Origin of the sequence: Mesorhizobium sp. M7A.F.Ca.US.008.03.1.1 (assembly GCF_003997495.1) — a bacterium.
Classification (GTDB): domain Bacteria; phylum Pseudomonadota; class Alphaproteobacteria; order Rhizobiales; family Rhizobiaceae; genus Mesorhizobium.
In genome coordinates, this window is record NZ_RZRU01000021.1 from 73950 (window position 1) to 90485 (window position 16536).

Below are 16536 nucleotides of genomic sequence, written 5' to 3' on the forward strand. Positions count from 1 at the left end.
CGCGGAGACCCTAGGATCCATGCCGCAACCTCAGGCATAGAGTGCAACGGAGCAGGATTCTGCACCGCTGTAGCGCTCAGGAGTCCCGGCATGGATCCTCGGGTCTGCGCCGCGTCGCTGCGCTCCTTGCTCCGCCCGTGGATGACGAAGCGATTGATGTTTCAGTTAATCGCCAAGGTATGCGACGGCCTCAACGCAAGCGACCCGTCGACACATCTGCGCCGAGGGCTCAGCCCTCACCCTCGATCAGGCTCTCCAGGAGATCCAGCAACTGCTCAAGCTTCTCGTGACCAAAACGCTGTTCGATGTCGTCATAGATGACGCGACGCTCGGGCGACAGGGCGTCGATCAGGGTGGACCCGGCGGGCGCAATGGTCAGCACGACGCGGCGTCCATCGCCTTCGGCCTTGTTGCGGGTGATGAACTTGCGGCCCTCGAGCGCCTTGATGATGCGCGTCAGGCTGGGCGGCAAAACCGAGGCGCGATCGGCAAGTTCCGTCGCCTCGACCGGGCCGGCTTCGCTGAGCACACGCAGCACGCGCCATTGCTGTTCGGTCACGTCATGCGCCGCAAGCATCGGCCGAAACCGCGCCATCACCGCTTCGCGGGCATGAAGCAGCGCCATAGGCAGGGAACGACGGGTATTTTCAGGCAGCAAGAAAAAGAGCCTCCCACGCTTGCGATCGAAACAGGCCTTCCTCGGCCGAATCCGCCTGCCAGGGCCCGTTCCTGCCATCCCGTATCGTTGCGCCAAGGCCGATGCAAGACTTGACTTCGTCGGCGCTGCATGTAATTAACGCGTTAACTACAACAAAAGCAATAGACCAGGGAACGCCGTGCCTCACCTCTCCATCGAGTATTCGGCCAATCTCGATGCCAAGGTCGATATGGGCGAATTGTGCGCGCTGGTGTTGCGCACGGTGCTGGACACCGGGCTGTTCGAGACCGGCGCCGTGCGGGTGCGGGCATTTCGTGCCGAGGCCTACGCGATGGCCGACAGCCTGCCGGAAAATGCTTTTCTCGACATGTCGTTTCGCATCGGGGTCGGCCGCAGCCCGGACGAGAAGAAGCGGACTGGCGAGGCTGTCTTTGCGGCGGTGAGCGAATACCTTGCCACCCTGTTCGAGACCCCGCATTTCGCCCTGTCGCTCGAGATCCGGGAAATCGACCCGGTGCTCAGCTGGAAGAAAAACGCAATTCACCCGCGACTGCGCGGCAAGTGACGGAACCCGACATGTCCGACCTGCAAGGCAATCTGAACAAGGCCGAGGCCTATCTGGCCCGCTTCAAGCGCGATGGCGTGTTGAACCAGATCGGCGGCGAGGCGGTGCCCGCGCTCGACGGCGCGACATTTGAAACGCTGTCGCCGGTCGACCTGAAGCCACTAGGCAAGGTCGCGCGCGGCGGGGCTGCCGACATCGACCGCGCCACCAAGGCGGCCAAGGCGGCGTTCCCGGCCTGGGCCGCGTTGCCTGGCGAAGCGCGCAAGAAGCTGCTGCACAAAATCGCCGACGCGATCGAAGCGCGCGCCGAAGAGATCGCCTTCGTCGAATGCATGGATACCGGCCAAGCGCTGAAGTTCATGGCCAAGGCGGCGTTGCGGGGTGCCGAGAATTTCCGCTTCTTCGCCGACCGTGCGCCCGAAGCGCGCGACGGCGAGACGCTGCGGACATCTGGCCAGGTCAACATCACAAGCCGCGTTCCGATCGGTCCGGTCGGCATCATCACGCCGTGGAACACGCCGTTCATGCTCTCGACCTGGAAGATCGCGCCGGGACTGGCGGCCGGTTGCACCGTGGTTCATAAGCCGGCTGAATTCTCGCCGCTGACAGCCCGCCTGCTGGTCGAGATCGCCGAGGAGGCCGGCCTGCCGAAAGGCGTCTGGAATCTGGTCAACGGCCTCGGTGAAGATGCCGGCAAGGCGCTGACCGAGCATCCCGACATCAAGGCGATCGGCTTTGTTGGCGAAAGCCGCACCGGCTCGATGATCATGAAACAGGGTGCCGACACGCTGAAGCGCGTGCATTTCGAACTTGGCGGCAAGAACCCGGTGATCGTCTTTGCCGACGCCGATCTCGAGCGCGCCGCCGACGCCGCCGTGTTCATGATCTATTCGCTGAATGGCGAACGCTGCACCTCGTCGTCGCGCCTGCTGGTCGAAGCCTCGGTCTATGAGAGCTTCACCGCCAAGGTCGCGGAGAGGGCGAAGCGCATCGTCGTCGGCCACCCGCTCGATCCGAAAACGGTGGTCGGACCGCTCATCCATCCGGTGCATGAAAAGAAGGTGCTGTCCTATATCGACATCGGCAGGTCGGAAGGGGCGACGCTCGCCGTCGGCGGCGGCAAGGTCGATGGGCCGGGCAGCGGCTGCTATGTCGGCCCGACCCTGTTCACCAACGTCACCAACGGCATGCGGATCGCGCAGGAGGAAATTTTCGGGCCGGTGCTGAGCGCCATTCCGTTTCGCGACGAAGCCGAAGCGCTGGCGCTGTCCAATGACACGCAATATGGCCTGACCGGCTATCTCTGGACCTCGGACGTCACCCGCGCCTTCCGCTTCACCGACGCGCTGGATGCCGGCATGATCTGGGTCAATTCGGAGAATGTACGGCATCTGCCGACGCCGTTCGGCGGCGTCAAGAATTCCGGCATCGGCCGCGACGGCGGCGACCATTCCTTCGATTTCTACATGGAGACGAAGAACGTAGCCTTCGCGACGACGGCGCACGCGATCCAGAAACTTGGCGGCTGACCGGAGGAAATCAGATGCCCTTGCCCAAGCCCAATCTCTACCCCGCCTTCAACATCGTGCGCCTCAGCCATGTCGAGCTGGCCGTCACCGACCTCGCCAAGTCCCGCGCCTTCTATGTCGATACGCTCGGCTTGCAGGTCACCGACGAGACATCCGACGCCATCTATCTCAGGGCGCTGGAGGAGCGCGGGCACCATTGCATCGTGCTGAAGAAGGCAGCAGTTGCCGAGGCGCGGGACCTCGGCTTCAAGGTCTTTTCTGACGAGGACCTCGACAAGGCGGAACATTTCTTCACGGGCAACGGCCTGCCGGTGGAGTGGGTCGAGCGACCTTACCAGTCGCGCACCTTCCGCACGCGCGATCCGCATGGCATTCCGCTGGAATTCTACGCCCAGATGGAGCGGCTGCCGCCGATCCACCAGAAGTATGCGCTCTACAAGGGCGTCAAGCCGCTGCGCATCGACCACTTCAATTGCTTCTCGCCCAATGTCGACGAGTCCGTCGCCTTCTACAACGAGCTCGGCTTCCGGGTGACCGAATACACCGAGGATGCCGGGAGCGGAAGACTGTGGGCGGCGTGGACACACCGCAAGGGCGGCGTGCACGACATCGCCTTCACCAACGGCGTCGGACCGCGCCTGCACCACGTCGCCTTCTGGGTGCCGACGCCGCTCAACATCATCGACCTGCTCGATCTGATGGCGACGACGGGCTATCTCGCAAACATCGAACGCGGCCCCGGCCGGCACGGCATCTCCAACGCCTTCTTCCTGTATGTCCGTGATCCGGACAATCACAGGATCGAGATCTACTGTTCGGACTACCAAACTGTGGATCCGGACCTCGAGCCGATCAAGTGGGATCTCAAGGACCCGCAGCGCCAGACGCTGTGGGGCGCGCCGGCGCCGAAAAGCTGGTTCGAGGAAGGCAGTGCATTTGCCGGTGCAGAGGCACGCCAGCCGGATCTGGCGGCTTCGCCGATCATTGCGCCGTGATGGATACCTGGTTGATGTCATTGTTCTACGACGCCCCCCTCTGGCCTGCCGGCCATCTCCCGCTCAAGGGGGGAGATCGGATGTCATCCCTGCCTTCGCCAATTTTCAAAGTTGAAGAAAATGGCGCCAATGCCGACGCTGCCAATCTCCCCCCAAGAGGGGGAGATGTCCGGCAGGACAGAGGGGGGCGCTGTAGAGCTCCCACCTCCCCCACCACCGATGGCGGAGTTGCAGCATGAGTCCCGCACGGCTCGCCACCTTCACCGTCGACGGCAAGGGGCGCTATGGCGCGATCACGAGCAAGGGTGTCGTCGACCTGTCGGCGCGCCACGGTCAATGGCCGACGCTGCGCGAAGTGATCGAGGCTGGCGCCTTGCGGCGGCTGGCGGAGGAGGCCGAAGCCTTCGCCCCGGACCTCCCGCTCGACGCCATCGCCTACGAAATCCCTGTCCCGTCACCGGAAAAGATCATCTGCGTCGGCGTCAACTATCCGGACCGCAACGAGGAGTACAAGGACGGCCAGGCGGCACCAGCGAATCCGTCGCTGTTCATCCGTTTTCCCCGCTCCTTCGTCGGCCATGGCGCGCCGCTGGTGCGGCCGCCGGAATCACCGCAGCTCGATTATGAGGGCGAGGTCGTCATCGTCATCGGCAAGGGCGGGCGGCGCATCCCGGAAGCCGATGCGCTCGGCCATATCGCGGCGCTGTCGCTGTGCAATGAAGGCACCATCCGTGACTGGGTGCGCCATGCCAAGTTCAATGTCACGCAAGGCAAGAATTTCGACCGCAGCGGCTCGATCGGCCCCTGGCTGGTGCCGTTCACGGACGAGGCGCAGATCGCCGACATTGCGCTGACCACCCGCCTCAATGGCGAGGTGCGCCAGCAGGACCGCACCAGCCGGATGATCTTCTCGTTCCGCAAAATCATCGCCTATGTCTCGACCTTCACCACGCTGGTGCCGGGCGATATCATCGTCACCGGCACGCCGACGGGTGCCGGCGCCCGCTTCGAGCCGCCGATCTGGCTGAAGCCGGGCGATGCGATCGAGGTGGAGGCCGATGGTATCGGCGTGCTCAGAAACGGCGTTGTCGACGAGGCAGGACAATGACGCCGGAGCAAGTGGAAGACGCCGCGGCAAGACTGTTCGAGGCCGAGCGTTCGCGCCGCCAGATCCGTCTGCTCAGCCTCGATTACCCGCAAGCGACCATGGAGGATGCCTATCGCATCCAGGCAGCGCTGGTGACGCGCAAGATCGATGCCGGGCTGAAGCCGAAGGGCTGGAAGATCGGGCTGACCTCCAAGGCGATGCAGTATGCGCTGGCCATCGACACGCCGGATTCCGGCGTGCTGTTCGACGACATGTTCTTCAATGACGGCGCGACGGTTCCCGCCGGCCGCTTCATCGAGCCGCGCGTCGAGGCCGAGATCGCCTTCGTCATGAAAGCGCCGCTGAAAGGTCCCGGAGTGACCATCTCCGACGTGCTCAACGCCACCGACTACATCACCCCGGCGCTCGAAATCCTCGACACGCGCATCGAGCGCGTCAATGCCGAGACGAAGAAGGCGCGCACCTTCTTCGACACGATTTCAGACAATGCCGCCAATACCGGCATCGTCATCGGCGGGCGGCCGCAGCGGCCTGACGAGGCCGACATGCGCTGGATCGGCGCCATCGTCTCGCGCAACGCAGAGGTCGAGGAAACCGGGCTCGGCGCCGGCGTGCTCAACCATCCCGCCATGGGCATCGCCTGGCTTGCGGACCGGCTCGCCCGCTACGGCATGTCGATCGCGGCCGGCGAGGTGGTGCTGTCGGGCTCCTTCGTGCGGCCGGTCGAGGCGCGGCCCGGCGACACGATCGTCGCCGATTTCGGCAGTTCGGGAACCGTCAGCATCCATTTCGCGAAGGGCTGACGGTTTCGTGGTCAGTCCGCACGGCAGTGCCTATTCGCCACGCAGATAGGCGATCACCACATCGGCGGCTATGGCCGACATACGCAGGCCGACCTCCCCGGTGATGTCGCCTTCGACGCGGCTCTGCACCCAGCCGAGGAAGGCGAAGGCCCGCAAGGCCGAAAACAACGGCAGCGCGGCGATGTCCTGGGCCGTCAGTTCCCGTTCCTGCCGATAGCCATCCAGCAAAGCGGTCTCGATCAGCGGGTAGATCGCCTCCTCGCGGTTCTGGTAAAGCGCGACGGCAAGGTCGTACATGTGCCAGCCATGGCCGCAATCGTCGAAGTCGATGATGCGGATCGCACCTTCATGGACGAGCACGTTCTCGCGCACCAGATCGGCGTGGATGATGCCGAAATTGCGGGCACTGCGTTCATGCGCCGAAAGCGCCTGCACGGCCTTTTGCCGCGCCTGGAAAACCAATTCGCGACGGGCGCCGTCGAGGAAGGGCGAGGTCTCGAAACGGCCCCAGTTCGGGTTCGCGCCAAAGAAGCCGTCGAAATTCCAGGCATGGCGGGCAAAGCCGGCGGGCGGCTCCCAGGTGGACGTGACATTGTGCATGCGGGCGATGGTTCGCCCAATTGCCGTGAAGACCTGCCTTGCCTCCTCGGGCGTAAAATCGAGCGGCACGCCTCGCGCGCCGACGGCGCGGCCTTCCAGCCAGCTCAGGCAATCGACTTGCCGGGATTGCATCGAGGCGTTCGCGCTGACAAGCACGAACAGATCGCCGGCCGGCGTGGCGACCGCAGATGGCGTGGCGATGCCGGCCGATTGCAGAAAGCCCATCCATTGCAGTTCCGAGCGCAGTGCGGCGTCCGTGTGATAGCCGAGCCGGTGAATGCGCATGGCGGCCGGCTGGCCGTCGGGCAAGCGGATGCGGAAGACCGCGTTCTCGCGGAATTTCAGCAGCTCCGGCTCACCCTCATCAATGCCCCAATGAGCGAGCGCGCGCCTGGCAAGCGCGGCGACATCGGCTGCCGTCTCGGGCTCGGACTGCGCGGAAACAGCACTCACGCCTTCACTCCGCCGACTTCACCCAGCACCTCGTCGAGCAGCCCGATCAGGACGTCGGCATTGTCGCGGGAGAACGGCATCGGCGGGCGGATCTTCAGCACGTTCCCATGGATGCCGGTTTTGCCCATCAGCACGCCACGGTGGCGCATACGGTTGGCGACATGCTCGGCAATGTCGGGCGCAGGCTCGCGGGTCTCGCGGTCATGAACCAGCTCGGCGCCGAAGAACAGGCCGGCGCCCCTGACCTCGCCGATGCATTCATGGCGATCGGCCAGCGGGCGCAGCAGGCCGAGTGCATAGGCGCCGACATCGCGTGCGTTGGCGACGAGATTTTCCTGCTCGATGACATCGAGAACGGCATTTGCCACCGCGCAGGAAACCGGGTTGCCGCCGAAGGTGTTGAAGTAGCGGAAAGCGTTGCGGAAGGTTGCCAATATCTCCCTTGATGTGACCACGGCGGCGACCGGATGACCGTTGCCCATCGGCTTGCCCATGGTGACGATGTCGGGAACGAAGCCGGCGCGCTGGTGGCCCCAGAAATGGCTGCCCGTGCGGCCGAAACCGGGCTGCACCTCATCGGCGATGACCAGCCCTCCGGCGTCACGCACCGCGCGCATCGCGTCGTCGAAAAATCCGGAGGGGAGCGCCGGAAAACCTTCATTGGCGAGCAGCGGACAGAGGATGATGCCGGACAGGCCTATGCCGTCCTTTGCCAGCGAGGCGATGGCTTCGCGCACCGCGCCGCCAAAAGCCTTGCCATTGGCCATCGCATCGGGATGGCGATAGCTGTCAGGCGCCGGCACCAGCCTGACATTGCGGGCACGGCCGCCGACCGGCGGCATGCGGGTGCTGAGCTGCGAAACCGCCGTGGTGTTGCCGTGATAGGTGGCATCGGTGGCGATGATGCCCATGCGGCCGGTAGCCGCCTGCGCCATGCGCAGCGCGATGTCGTTGGCCTCGCTGCCGGTGCAGGTCAGGATGGCGGTCGACAGGCTGGCATCGAAGGTCGCGGTCAGCCGCTCGACATAGTCGAGGATGGCGGTGTGCAGATAGCGCGTATGGGTGTTGAGCAGGCTTGCCTGCCGGCACAGGGCCTCGACCACATGCGGGTGGCAGTGGCCGACATGGGCGACATTGTTGTAGGCGTCGAGATATTTGCGGCCGTCGGCGTCGTAGAGCCAGACGCCCTCACCGCGCACCAGATGCACGGGCTCGTCATAGAACAATTGCGATTTCGCACCGAGCAGGCGCGAGCGCCGGCCAACCAGCGCTTCTTGCGATTGAGTCATTTGCGTCTCGAAACTCCGTTGTGTCAGCTAAACGTCAGACCTTCGACAGGCCGGCATCCAGCGCTTCGCCGATCTTCGTCACATCAGCGGCGCTGATGATGAGCGGCGGCGACAGGATAATGGCGTTGCCGGAGACGCGCAGCATGACGCCGGCTTCGTAGGCCGCGTCCGAAACCACCGTCATGGTCTTCTTGTCGACCGGCTTCTTGGTGGCGCGATCAGAGACCAGTTCCAGCGCCGCCATCAGGCCCTTGTACCTGACATCGCCGACGATCGCGTGCCTGGCCTTCAACCCTTCCAGCACGGCTGCGAGTTCGATACCCCGCGCGGCCGCGTTCTCGTTGAGGCGCAGCCGTTTGGTCTCGGCAAGGGCAGCCAGGCCCGCCGCGCAACCGACCGGGTGACCGGAATAGGTGTAGCCGTGGCCGATCGCGCCGAAGCTGGTCTTGTCGGCTTCGAAGATGTCGGCGACCTTGGCGCCGATCAGCGTGGCGCCGAGCGGGAAATAGCCTGAGGTGATCGCCTTGGCGATGGTCATGAAATCCGGCTTCACGCCGGACAGCCGTGAGCCCGACCAGGCGCCGGTGCGGCCGAAGCCCGTCACCACCTCGTCGGCGATCAAAAGAATCTCGTGGCGGTCGCAGATTTCGCGCACCAGCGGCATGAAGCTCTCATGCGGAACGATGACGCCGCCGGCACCGAGCACCGGCTCCATGATGAAAGCGGCGATGGTGTCGCCGCCCTGGAAGGCGATCTCGTCCTCCAGTGCCTTGGCACACAGTTTCGCCAGCCGCGCCGGGTCGGTCTCGTCGAACGGGTTGCGGAAGGTCCAGGGTGCCGGGATGTGGAAGACACCGGGCAGCAGCGGCTCGTAGTTGCGGCGGAAATTGGCGTTGCCGTTGACCGAGGCGCCGCCGAAATGCGTGCCGTGATAGCCTTTCTTCAAGGCGAGGAATTTTGTGCGGTCGGCCTGGCCGCGGATCTTCCAGTACTGCCGCGCCAGCCGAAGTGCTGTTTCGACCGAATCCGAACCGCCCGAGGTGAAGAACGTCCGCACCATGCCTTCTGGCTCGAACCATTCGCTAAGTTCGTAGGCGAGCTCGATCGACGGGCCGGTCGAGGTGCCGCGAAAACCGGAATAATAGGGCAGCGCCGAAAGCTGGTCGGCGATCGCCTGCTTGATCGGGTCACAGCTATAGCCGAGATTGACGTTCCACAGGCCGCCGACGGCATCGAGCACGGTGTTGCCGGCTATGTCGGTGACCATCACGCCCTCGCCCTTCATGATCACCTTTGGCGGATTGGCCCGCATCTCGGCCGGATGCGCCATCGGGTGCCAGATCGGCTTGGCGTTGGTTTCGGTGAGAAAATTGATGTCGCGCATAAAGGACTCCGCAAAAATCTCAGGCAACTGGGACGAGGTCAAAATGGCCGAGGGCCTCGGCATAGGAATGAGCCGGGCGAGCGACGTCGAAATGAACCGTGCGCATGCCGGCAGCACAGCCGCCATCGACATTGCGCCGCTGGTCGTCGACGAAGACGCAAGCGCCGGCTGGCAGGTGAAGCGCCTCGGTGACGAAGGCATAGGCGCGCGGATCGGGCTTGAGGATGCCGGTGTAAGTGGCGTCGACGATCACGTCGAACAGGCCGAGCAACGGCAGCCTCCCGCGGAAGTCGGCGCCGTAGAACAGGTCGAGTTCATTGGACAGGATGGCCAATCGAAAACCGGCAGCATGCACCGTGCGAATGGCGCTGTCAGCCTCCGGCCGCACCACCTTTTCCGGCTCGGCGCCACGCGCGCGCCGGACGAAGGTTTCCATCGCCTGCCAGTTCTCGCCGACCAGACGGCCGACCTCGCTGGTGCGGGTGCGCCAATAGTCACGTTCGCTGATCTCATCGGCCTGCATGGCGCGCCACAGCGGATCGCCGTCCGGATCGAACGGCCCGCGCCATTGCAGCATCCCCGGCGTGAGGTCGAGCGCCTGTTCGGTCAAGGCGTGGGTCTCGAACAGTGTGCGGGTGACGACGCCGCCGAAATCAAGGACAAGCGCCTGGGCGGGAACAGCACTCACGCTGCCACTCCCTTGGCCGGCTTGCCGCGCGGGACGATGCCTTCCTCGACCCAGCGGTCGAATATCTCGAGCGCCTTGCCGACAAAGTCGTCGCTGTTGATGTGAGCGTCGATCTCGTGGAACTCGACCCCGGCGGGAATAGCCCTGCGCATTTCATCGGCGAAGGCCGCGAGAGCCTCGGGTTCATAGAGCGGCTCGCCCTGCACGTCCCATTCCTGGATGCCTCTGGTTGGCAGTATGAAGGCGGAGCGGCCTTTCGCGGCGCCGAGCTTGGCGGCGATAGTCCTGGCGACCTGGCGGCGATCGTCGGCATCGACGGTGACCGAAGCGATCAGCCTGTTGTGGGCATGGAACGGCCGCGTCGAGAATTTAGCCGGCAAATCCTGCCAGGTCGGCAGATCGACCATGTCGACCGCCCCGGGTGCGGCGATCTGCGGAGTGCCGCGAGCGCCGGCATTCTCCAGCCGGTCGGTGCCGGAACTGACGACGGAGCCCGCGAGATGATTGGTGATTTCCTGCAGGCTGAAGTCGAACACCGCGCAAAAATGGTCCTGACCGGCAATCGATTCGAAGGCGCGGCCGCCCATTCCAGTGGTGTGGAAGACGGCAACGTCATAGCCGCGCTGTTCCAGCGCCGGCTTCAGCGTCTTCATGTAGCGCAGGCAGCTGCTGCCGAGCGAGGTCATGCCGATGGTCGGCCCGATTGCCAGAGCCGACATGCGGGTCTCCAGCACGATCCTGGCCGCGCCGACGACCGCACCACAGGCCTGTGACAGGACCAGCCTGCATATGCTGTTGAGGCCGTACAGCCCGCCCGCCCAGAGGATCATCATCAGGTCGGGCGCGACGCGCTCGGGCGGGATGAGGTGCGAATAGGCGATGGTCGAAACGACGAATTTCGGTACGCCGAGCGGCAGGCAAAGCGCCACGTCGAGCGCCAGATCGGTCCCCATCGAACCGCCGATGGCGATGAAGGCGTCGATCTCGCCGTTTTGATGGAGCTTGCGCACCAGCTGCACGGCGCCGCCGGCCATCAGCGTCATGGCGGTGTTCTCGTCACCGCTCGAGACGATCTCGGTGATCGTCACATCGACCGCCCGCGCCACGGCATGCTTGTCGTGGTCCGGGCTGTAGGGCGGGTCGCCCAGCACGCTGACATCCATCATCACGGCGCTGCCGCCTGACTGCTCGATGCACTGTTTCATGTACAACAGCTCTTCGGCCTTTGTGTCGCCCGTGCCGATGACCAGGATGCGGGGCGCAGTCTCCGAGGGCATCAGGCCTGCCTCCTCAAGATTTGCAGGTTTTCGCCGTTGAGGCGCATGGAAACCTCCCGTGCCGCCGTCCTCACGGCAAGTCCCCGTTCGGCGATCGCGGCTGCCGTCGTTCTGGCCTTTGGTGCCGCCACCGCAATGGTGCCGAGCGCAAAGCCATCCGCCCCGCGGATTGCCGCCGCGACGCTGATCACACCTTCCTCATAGCCCTGGTCGCAGATCGAATAGCCACGCTCGCGCGCCTCGCCCATGGATCTTGAGATGGCGGCCGCCTCGATCAGCGTATGGGCCGTGAAGGCGTCGAGCGAACCCGTCAGGCACGCCTTGACGGTCTCGTCGCGGGCGAAGGCCAGATAGGCGATGCCCGACGCGGTCGAATGCAGGGGCAGCAACTGGCCGATGTCGATGTTGACCCGGTTTGCCCATGCCGGATGCTCGACATGGACGGTTACCAGCCTGTCGACGCCGAATTCCGACAAATGCACGGTCTCGACCGTCAATGCCGCCAGGTCCCGCACCAGCGGAACAGCCGTCTGCAGGAAGGGAAAGCGCGCCTCGCGGATGCGCGCCAGCCGCGACAGACCGGCGCCGAGGCGGTAGTGCCGCGTGCCGGTATCCTGCTCGACGAAACCATGGCCCGCCAGCGCAACCAGCAGCCGCCTTGTCGTCGCCTTGTCGAAGCCCGAGCGGCGCGCCAGGTCGGACAGGCCGAGCTCGGGCTCGTCGACGCTGAACAGCTCCAGAAGCGAGATCGCTTTTCCGACCGTACTCAAATTTGCCTCCCGGTTCGGCACAATCATTTAACGTGTGAATTAACTTGACAGGCATCGGCATTGTTTGCAAGTCTATATTCAAAATAATGGTTCAAATAATGAACCGACCACCAGAGTGCATGGGACAGGCCATTCGGCCGGTAAATAGGAGGGATCAATGACAGCAGTCTCGGAACAGGCGCCGGCCAACAGGCTGCGCAAGAACAGTCTTGGCGTCGGCGCCATCACCTTCATGGTGATTTCGGCGGCCGCACCGCTTACCGCGGTCGCCGGGGGGACCCCGCTCGGCATGCTGATGGGCAATGGCGCCGGCTTTGCCGGCACCTATCTGATCGTGACGGTGCTGCTGCTTCTGTTCGCGGTCGGCTATGTCGCCATGTCACGCCATGTCGGCAATGCCGGCGCCTTCTATGCCTATGCCGCGCGCGGCCTCGGCAGCATGGCCGGCGGCGCCACGGCGCTGATCGCCATCCTGTCCTACAACGCCATGCAGATCGGGGTCATGGGTCTCCTGGGTGCCGCGACATCAGGCCTGTTCGCCGGCTGGGGCATCAATCTGCCCTGGTGGGTATGGAGCTTCATCGCCATCGCGCTGGTGGCCGTGCTCGGCTACCGACAGGTCGACCTCTCCGCCAAGATCCTGACGGTGCTGGTGCTGTGCGAATATCTGGTGGTGCTGGTCCTGGACATCGCCATCCTGAAGACCGGCGGCGATAGCGGCCTGTCGGCGGCGCCGTTCAGCTGGAGCCAGATCGTCAGCGGCTCGCCGGCCATCGCCATCCTGTTCTGCTTTGCCGCCTTCATCGGCTTCGAGGCGACGACGATCTATGCCGAGGAAGCCCGTGATCCAAAGGTCACCATTCCGCGCGCCACCTATTTCTCGGTCGTGCTGATCGGCGTCTTCTACATGCTCACGGCATGGCTGATGGCGGTTGGCGCCGGTGTCGACAAATTGCTGCCGACGCTGCAGGGATTGCAGGATCCGACGACCTTCCTGTTCGGCCTGTCCGACCGCTACGCCGGAACGATGCTGTCGCAGGCGATGAGCATCCTGTTCGTGTCGAGCCTGTTTGCCGGCGTGCTAGCGTTCCACAATGCGGTGGCCCGCTACATCTATGTCTCGGGCCGCGAAAAGCTGTTGCCGCAGACGATCGGCGTGACGCATTCGGTGCACCAGAGCCCGCATGTCGCTTCCGTCATCCAGAGCGTGCTCGCCGCGGTCGTCGTCGGGCTGTTCGCCGTGCTCGGCCTCGATCCGGTGCTGGCATTGTTTTCGTGGCTGACCAATGTCGCGACGCTCGGCGTCATCGTCATGATGGCGGTGGCCTCGCTCGCCATGGTGATGTTCTTCCGCGCCAATCCATCGACGCAGGAGAACGCGATGAAGACCACCATCCTGCCCGGGCTGACCTTCATCGCCTTCGTCATCATCATCTACCTGATCGTCATCAATTTCGGCAGCCTGTCCGGGGCCGGCGGTTTCCTTGGCGTGTTCCTGCCGGGGCTGGTGCTGATCGCCGCGATCGTCGGCCTGCTGCTGGCCAGCGCGCTCAAGAGCCGCGATCCGGTCGCGTTCAAAAACCTCGGCCAGCCGCTGAAAGATTGAGAAAAGCAAAGGGGCGGCGTGCCACGCCGCCCTTACACCACAAAGGGAGTGGCGGATTTGAGCTTTGCCGAAAATATCACCGTCGAGGCATTGGAAGCCGATCCCTACCCGATCTATGCCGAACTCAGGCGCAGCGCGCCTGTCGCTTTCGTGCCGGCGGTCAATCTGTGGTTCGTCACCCGCTGGAAGGATGTCGAGAGCGTTGCCAAGTCGCCCGAGATCTTCTCCGCCGTGGTCGGCTCGTCACCGGTCGAGCGGTCCTTCGGCAAGCCCACCATCCTGACCACCGATGGCGAGATGCACAAGCAACTGCGCCAGGGCGCCGACCCGAAATACCGGCCGCGCACCGTCGCCGCCTATGCCGGCGACCTCGTGCGGTCGATTGCCGAACCTTTTCTCGATCGGATCGCCAACCAGGGCTCCGCCGAGCTGATGGCCGATTATCTCGAGCCGGTGTCGACGCTCAGCCTGGCGCGCTCGCTCGGCCTTGCCGACATCGACATGCCGAAGCTGCGCCGCTGGTTCTACGGCCTTGCCCAGGGCGCCATCAATTTCGAGAACGACCCGAAGCGGCAGGAGATCGCCGACGCAATCAGCGCCGAGGTCGGCGACGCGATCCTGCCGACGCTGGAAAGACTTGCGCGCCAGCCAGATGACTCGGCGCTGTCGCATATGCTGCATGACGGCATGCCGGAAGGCACGACGCGACCGATCGATTTTTTGATGCCAAGCATCAAGGTGATCCTGCTCGGTGGCATGCAGGAGCCCGGACATGGCGCCGGCTCGATCCTCGCCGGCCTGCTGGCCCACCCCGAGCAATTGCGGCAAGTGCTCGCCGATCCCGAGACCTTTGTGCCCAGAGCTGTCGACGAAGGCTTGCGCTGGGTGGCGCCGATCGGCACGCAGACGCGGCAGACGACGCGGGCGGTCGAGCTTGGCGGCGTGACGATCCCTGCCGGTGCTGCCGTCGCCGCCCTCGTCTCTTCGGCAAGCCGCGACGAGAGCCGCTTTGCCGATCCCGACCGCTTCGACATCAACCGCGATGAAGGCAACCATGCCGCCTTCGGCTTCGGCCATCATTTCTGTTCGGGCCGGTTTTTCGCGCGCGAGCAGATGTGCCTCGCGGTAAGGCTGCTGCTCCAACGCTTCCCCGATCTCCGCCTGGTGCCGGGCAAGGAGCCGGTGTTTCGCGGCTGGGAATTCCGCGCGCCAACCACATTGCATGTTTCCCTGGGAGTCCGTCACCCATGATCAGCCAGAACGCCATCGACACGCTGCGCAAGGCAGAGATCGGCGCGCGGGGCCTGTTCATCGATGGCGTGCGGATCGAGGCAACAAGCGGCGCAAGCCTGCCGGTGACGTCGCCGATCGACGGCCGGCCTTTCGCCAGCATCGCCGACGGCAACGCCGCCGATATCGACCGCGCCGTGAAGTCGGCGCGCGAGGCGTTCGAGAAGGGCTCGTGGTCGCGCGCCGCACCGGCGTTTCGCAAGAAGGTGCTGACGAAATTCGCCGAGCTGGTCGAAAAGCATGCCGACGAGCTGGCCGTGCTCGGCGTGCGCGACAATGGCACCGAGATCGGCATGGCCTACAAGGCCGAACCGCTGTCGACCGCCGGCACCATCCGCTATTATGCCGAGGCGATCGACAAGGTCTATGGCGAGATTGCGCCGACAGCCGACAATGTGCTGGGACTGATCCACAAGGAGCCGCTCGGCGTCGTCGGCGTCATCGTGCCGTGGAATTTTCCGCTGATGATCGGCGCCTGGAAGATCGCGCCCGCACTTGCCGCCGGCAATTGCGTGGTGGTCAAGCCGCCGGAAATCGCTTCGCTGACGCTGCTGCGGCTGGCCGAACTGGCAAGCGAGGCCGGTTTGCCTCCCGGTGTGCTCAACATCGTCACCGGGCGCGGCGCGGTCACCGGCGAGGCGCTCGGGCTGCACATGGATGTCGACGCCATCGCCTTCACCGGTTCCGGGCCGGTCGGCAGGCGGCTGCTCGAATATTCCGCCCGCTCCAACCTGAAGCGCATCTTCCTCGAACTCGGCGGCAAGTCGCCGAACATCGTCTTTGCCGACGCCCCGGACCTGAAGCAGGCGGCGGTCGTCTCGGCCAATGGTATCTTCCGCAATTCCGGCCAGGTCTGCGTCGCCGGCTCCCGCCTCCTCGTCCAGGCGGCGGTCTATGACCGCTTCATGGACGAACTGCTCTCGGCGACGACGCGGCTGAAAGTCGGCGATCCGCTCGATCTGGCCAGTGATGTCGGCGCGGTGTCGAGCGCGGAACAGCTGAACAAGAATCTCGGCTTCGTCGCCAGGGCCACCGAAGAAGGCGCCCGTCTCGTCACTGGCGGCGAACGGATCCTGACCGAGACCGGCGGCAGCTACATGGCGCCGACCATCTTCGAGAACGTCACGCAAGACATGCAGTTGGCGCGTGAGGAGGTGTTCGGGCCGGTACTCGGCGTCATGCGCTTCGAGACCGAGGAGCAGGCGGTGCGGCTTGCCAATTCGACCGTCTACGGGCTTGCCTCTGCGGTGTGGACCGCCAACCTCTCCACCGCGCATCGCATGGTGCGCGCCATCAATGCCGGCGTCGTCCACGTCAACACCTATGGCGGCGCCGACATCACCGTGCCGCTCGGCGGCGTCAAGCAGTCCGGCTTCGGCCGCGACAAGTCGTTGCACGCGCTGGAGAAATATCTGGAACTCAAGACGGCCTGGATCGCCCTTTGAGGCTGGCGGCTGCGCCGGTTTTTTCCGAGTATCTGACCTTGCTTGCGAAGCACAGCGGATCGAAGCGTAGCCCACC

At 64.6% G+C, this 16536-nt stretch carries 15 protein-coding genes; 8 read left to right on the forward strand and 7 right to left on the reverse strand.

All coding sequences use genetic code 11. The features are described 5' to 3' along the window. Nucleotides 1-229: 229 nt before the first annotated feature. On the reverse strand, nt 230-625 hold the full coding sequence (hpaR, locus tag EOA16_RS25000) for a homoprotocatechuate degradation operon regulator HpaR (RefSeq protein ID WP_245456019.1): 396 nt from the start codon (nt 623-625) through the stop codon (nt 230-232). 211 nt (nt 626-836) lie between these two features. On the opposite strand from hpaR, the gene EOA16_RS25005 reads away from it, so the two are divergent. From EOA16_RS25005 to hpaH, 5 genes are all read left to right on the forward strand, one after another. Then, nucleotides 837-1223, forward strand: a complete 387-nt coding sequence (locus EOA16_RS25005; RefSeq protein ID WP_127260579.1) for a 5-carboxymethyl-2-hydroxymuconate Delta-isomerase — start codon at nt 837-839, stop codon at nt 1221-1223. An 11-nt stretch (nt 1224-1234) separates the two neighbouring features. Continuing rightward, the gene (gene hpaE / locus EOA16_RS25010; protein ID WP_127260580.1) at nt 1235-2752 is read left to right on the forward strand and encodes a 5-carboxymethyl-2-hydroxymuconate semialdehyde dehydrogenase; all 1518 of its coding nucleotides are present in this window, start codon (nt 1235-1237) and stop codon (nt 2750-2752) included. 14 nt (nt 2753-2766) lie between these two features. Continuing rightward, a complete protein-coding gene (hpaD, locus tag EOA16_RS25015) occupies nt 2767-3747 on the forward strand; it encodes a 3,4-dihydroxyphenylacetate 2,3-dioxygenase (protein WP_127260581.1) in 981 nt (326 codons plus the stop codon). A gap of 235 nt (nt 3748-3982) precedes the next feature. After that, on the forward strand, nt 3983-4855 hold the full coding sequence (locus tag EOA16_RS25025; RefSeq protein WP_127260582.1) for a fumarylacetoacetate hydrolase family protein: 873 nt from the start codon (nt 3983-3985) through the stop codon (nt 4853-4855). Further along, the gene (gene hpaH / locus EOA16_RS25030; RefSeq protein WP_127260583.1) at nt 4852-5658 is read left to right on the forward strand and encodes a 2-oxo-hept-4-ene-1,7-dioate hydratase; all 807 of its coding nucleotides are present in this window, start codon (nt 4852-4854) and stop codon (nt 5656-5658) included. The genes EOA16_RS25025 and hpaH overlap by 4 nt, the downstream gene beginning before the upstream one ends. A 30-nt stretch (nt 5659-5688) precedes the next feature. Here the strand turns inward: hpaH and EOA16_RS25035 are convergent, their stop codons facing one another. From EOA16_RS25035 to EOA16_RS25060, 6 genes are read right to left on the reverse strand one after another with little or no spacing between them, the layout of a single operon-like run. Then, nucleotides 5689-6711, reverse strand: coding sequence for a phosphotransferase (locus EOA16_RS25035; protein WP_127260584.1), 1023 nt, complete (start codon nt 6709-6711; stop codon nt 5689-5691). Next, nucleotides 6708-8000, reverse strand: coding sequence for an aminotransferase class III-fold pyridoxal phosphate-dependent enzyme (locus EOA16_RS25040; RefSeq protein WP_127260585.1), 1293 nt, complete (start codon nt 7998-8000; stop codon nt 6708-6710). The genes EOA16_RS25035 and EOA16_RS25040 overlap by 4 nt, the downstream gene beginning before the upstream one ends. Nucleotides 8001-8034: 34 nt before the next feature. After that, a complete protein-coding gene (locus EOA16_RS25045) occupies nt 8035-9384 on the reverse strand; it encodes an aminotransferase class III-fold pyridoxal phosphate-dependent enzyme (protein ID WP_127260586.1) in 1350 nt (449 codons plus the stop codon). Between the two features lie 19 nt (nt 9385-9403). Then, nucleotides 9404-10072 carry an HAD-IA family hydrolase gene (locus EOA16_RS25050; RefSeq protein ID WP_127260587.1) on the reverse strand — a complete coding sequence of 223 codons (669 nt, stop codon included), beginning with the start codon at nt 10070-10072 and terminating at the stop codon, nt 9404-9406. Continuing rightward, on the reverse strand, nt 10069-11349 hold the full coding sequence (locus EOA16_RS25055; protein ID WP_127260588.1) for a Tm-1-like ATP-binding domain-containing protein: 1281 nt from the start codon (nt 11347-11349) through the stop codon (nt 10069-10071). Before EOA16_RS25055 ends, EOA16_RS25050 begins: the two co-directional genes overlap by 4 nt. Beyond that, a complete protein-coding gene (locus tag EOA16_RS25060) occupies nt 11349-12119 on the reverse strand; it encodes an IclR family transcriptional regulator (RefSeq protein ID WP_127260589.1) in 771 nt (256 codons plus the stop codon). The genes EOA16_RS25055 and EOA16_RS25060 overlap by 1 nt, the downstream gene beginning before the upstream one ends. A gap of 157 nt (nt 12120-12276) precedes the next feature. Here EOA16_RS25060 and EOA16_RS25065 point away from each other — a divergent pair, with 157 nt between their 5' ends. The 3 genes from EOA16_RS25065 to EOA16_RS25075 are packed head-to-tail and all read left to right on the forward strand — an operon-like array spanning nt 12277 to nt 16460. Further along, nucleotides 12277-13725, forward strand: coding sequence for an APC family permease (locus EOA16_RS25065; RefSeq protein WP_127260590.1), 1449 nt, complete (start codon nt 12277-12279; stop codon nt 13723-13725). Between the two features lie 57 nt (nt 13726-13782). Then, nucleotides 13783-14976 (forward strand): cytochrome P450, encoded by a 1194-nt coding sequence (locus tag EOA16_RS25070; RefSeq protein WP_127260591.1) that lies wholly within the window; start codon nt 13783-13785, stop codon nt 14974-14976. Beyond that, a complete protein-coding gene (locus EOA16_RS25075) occupies nt 14973-16460 on the forward strand; it encodes an aldehyde dehydrogenase (protein ID WP_127260592.1) in 1488 nt (495 codons plus the stop codon). The genes EOA16_RS25070 and EOA16_RS25075 overlap by 4 nt, the downstream gene beginning before the upstream one ends. The last annotated feature ends 76 nt before the right edge of the window (nt 16461-16536 follow it).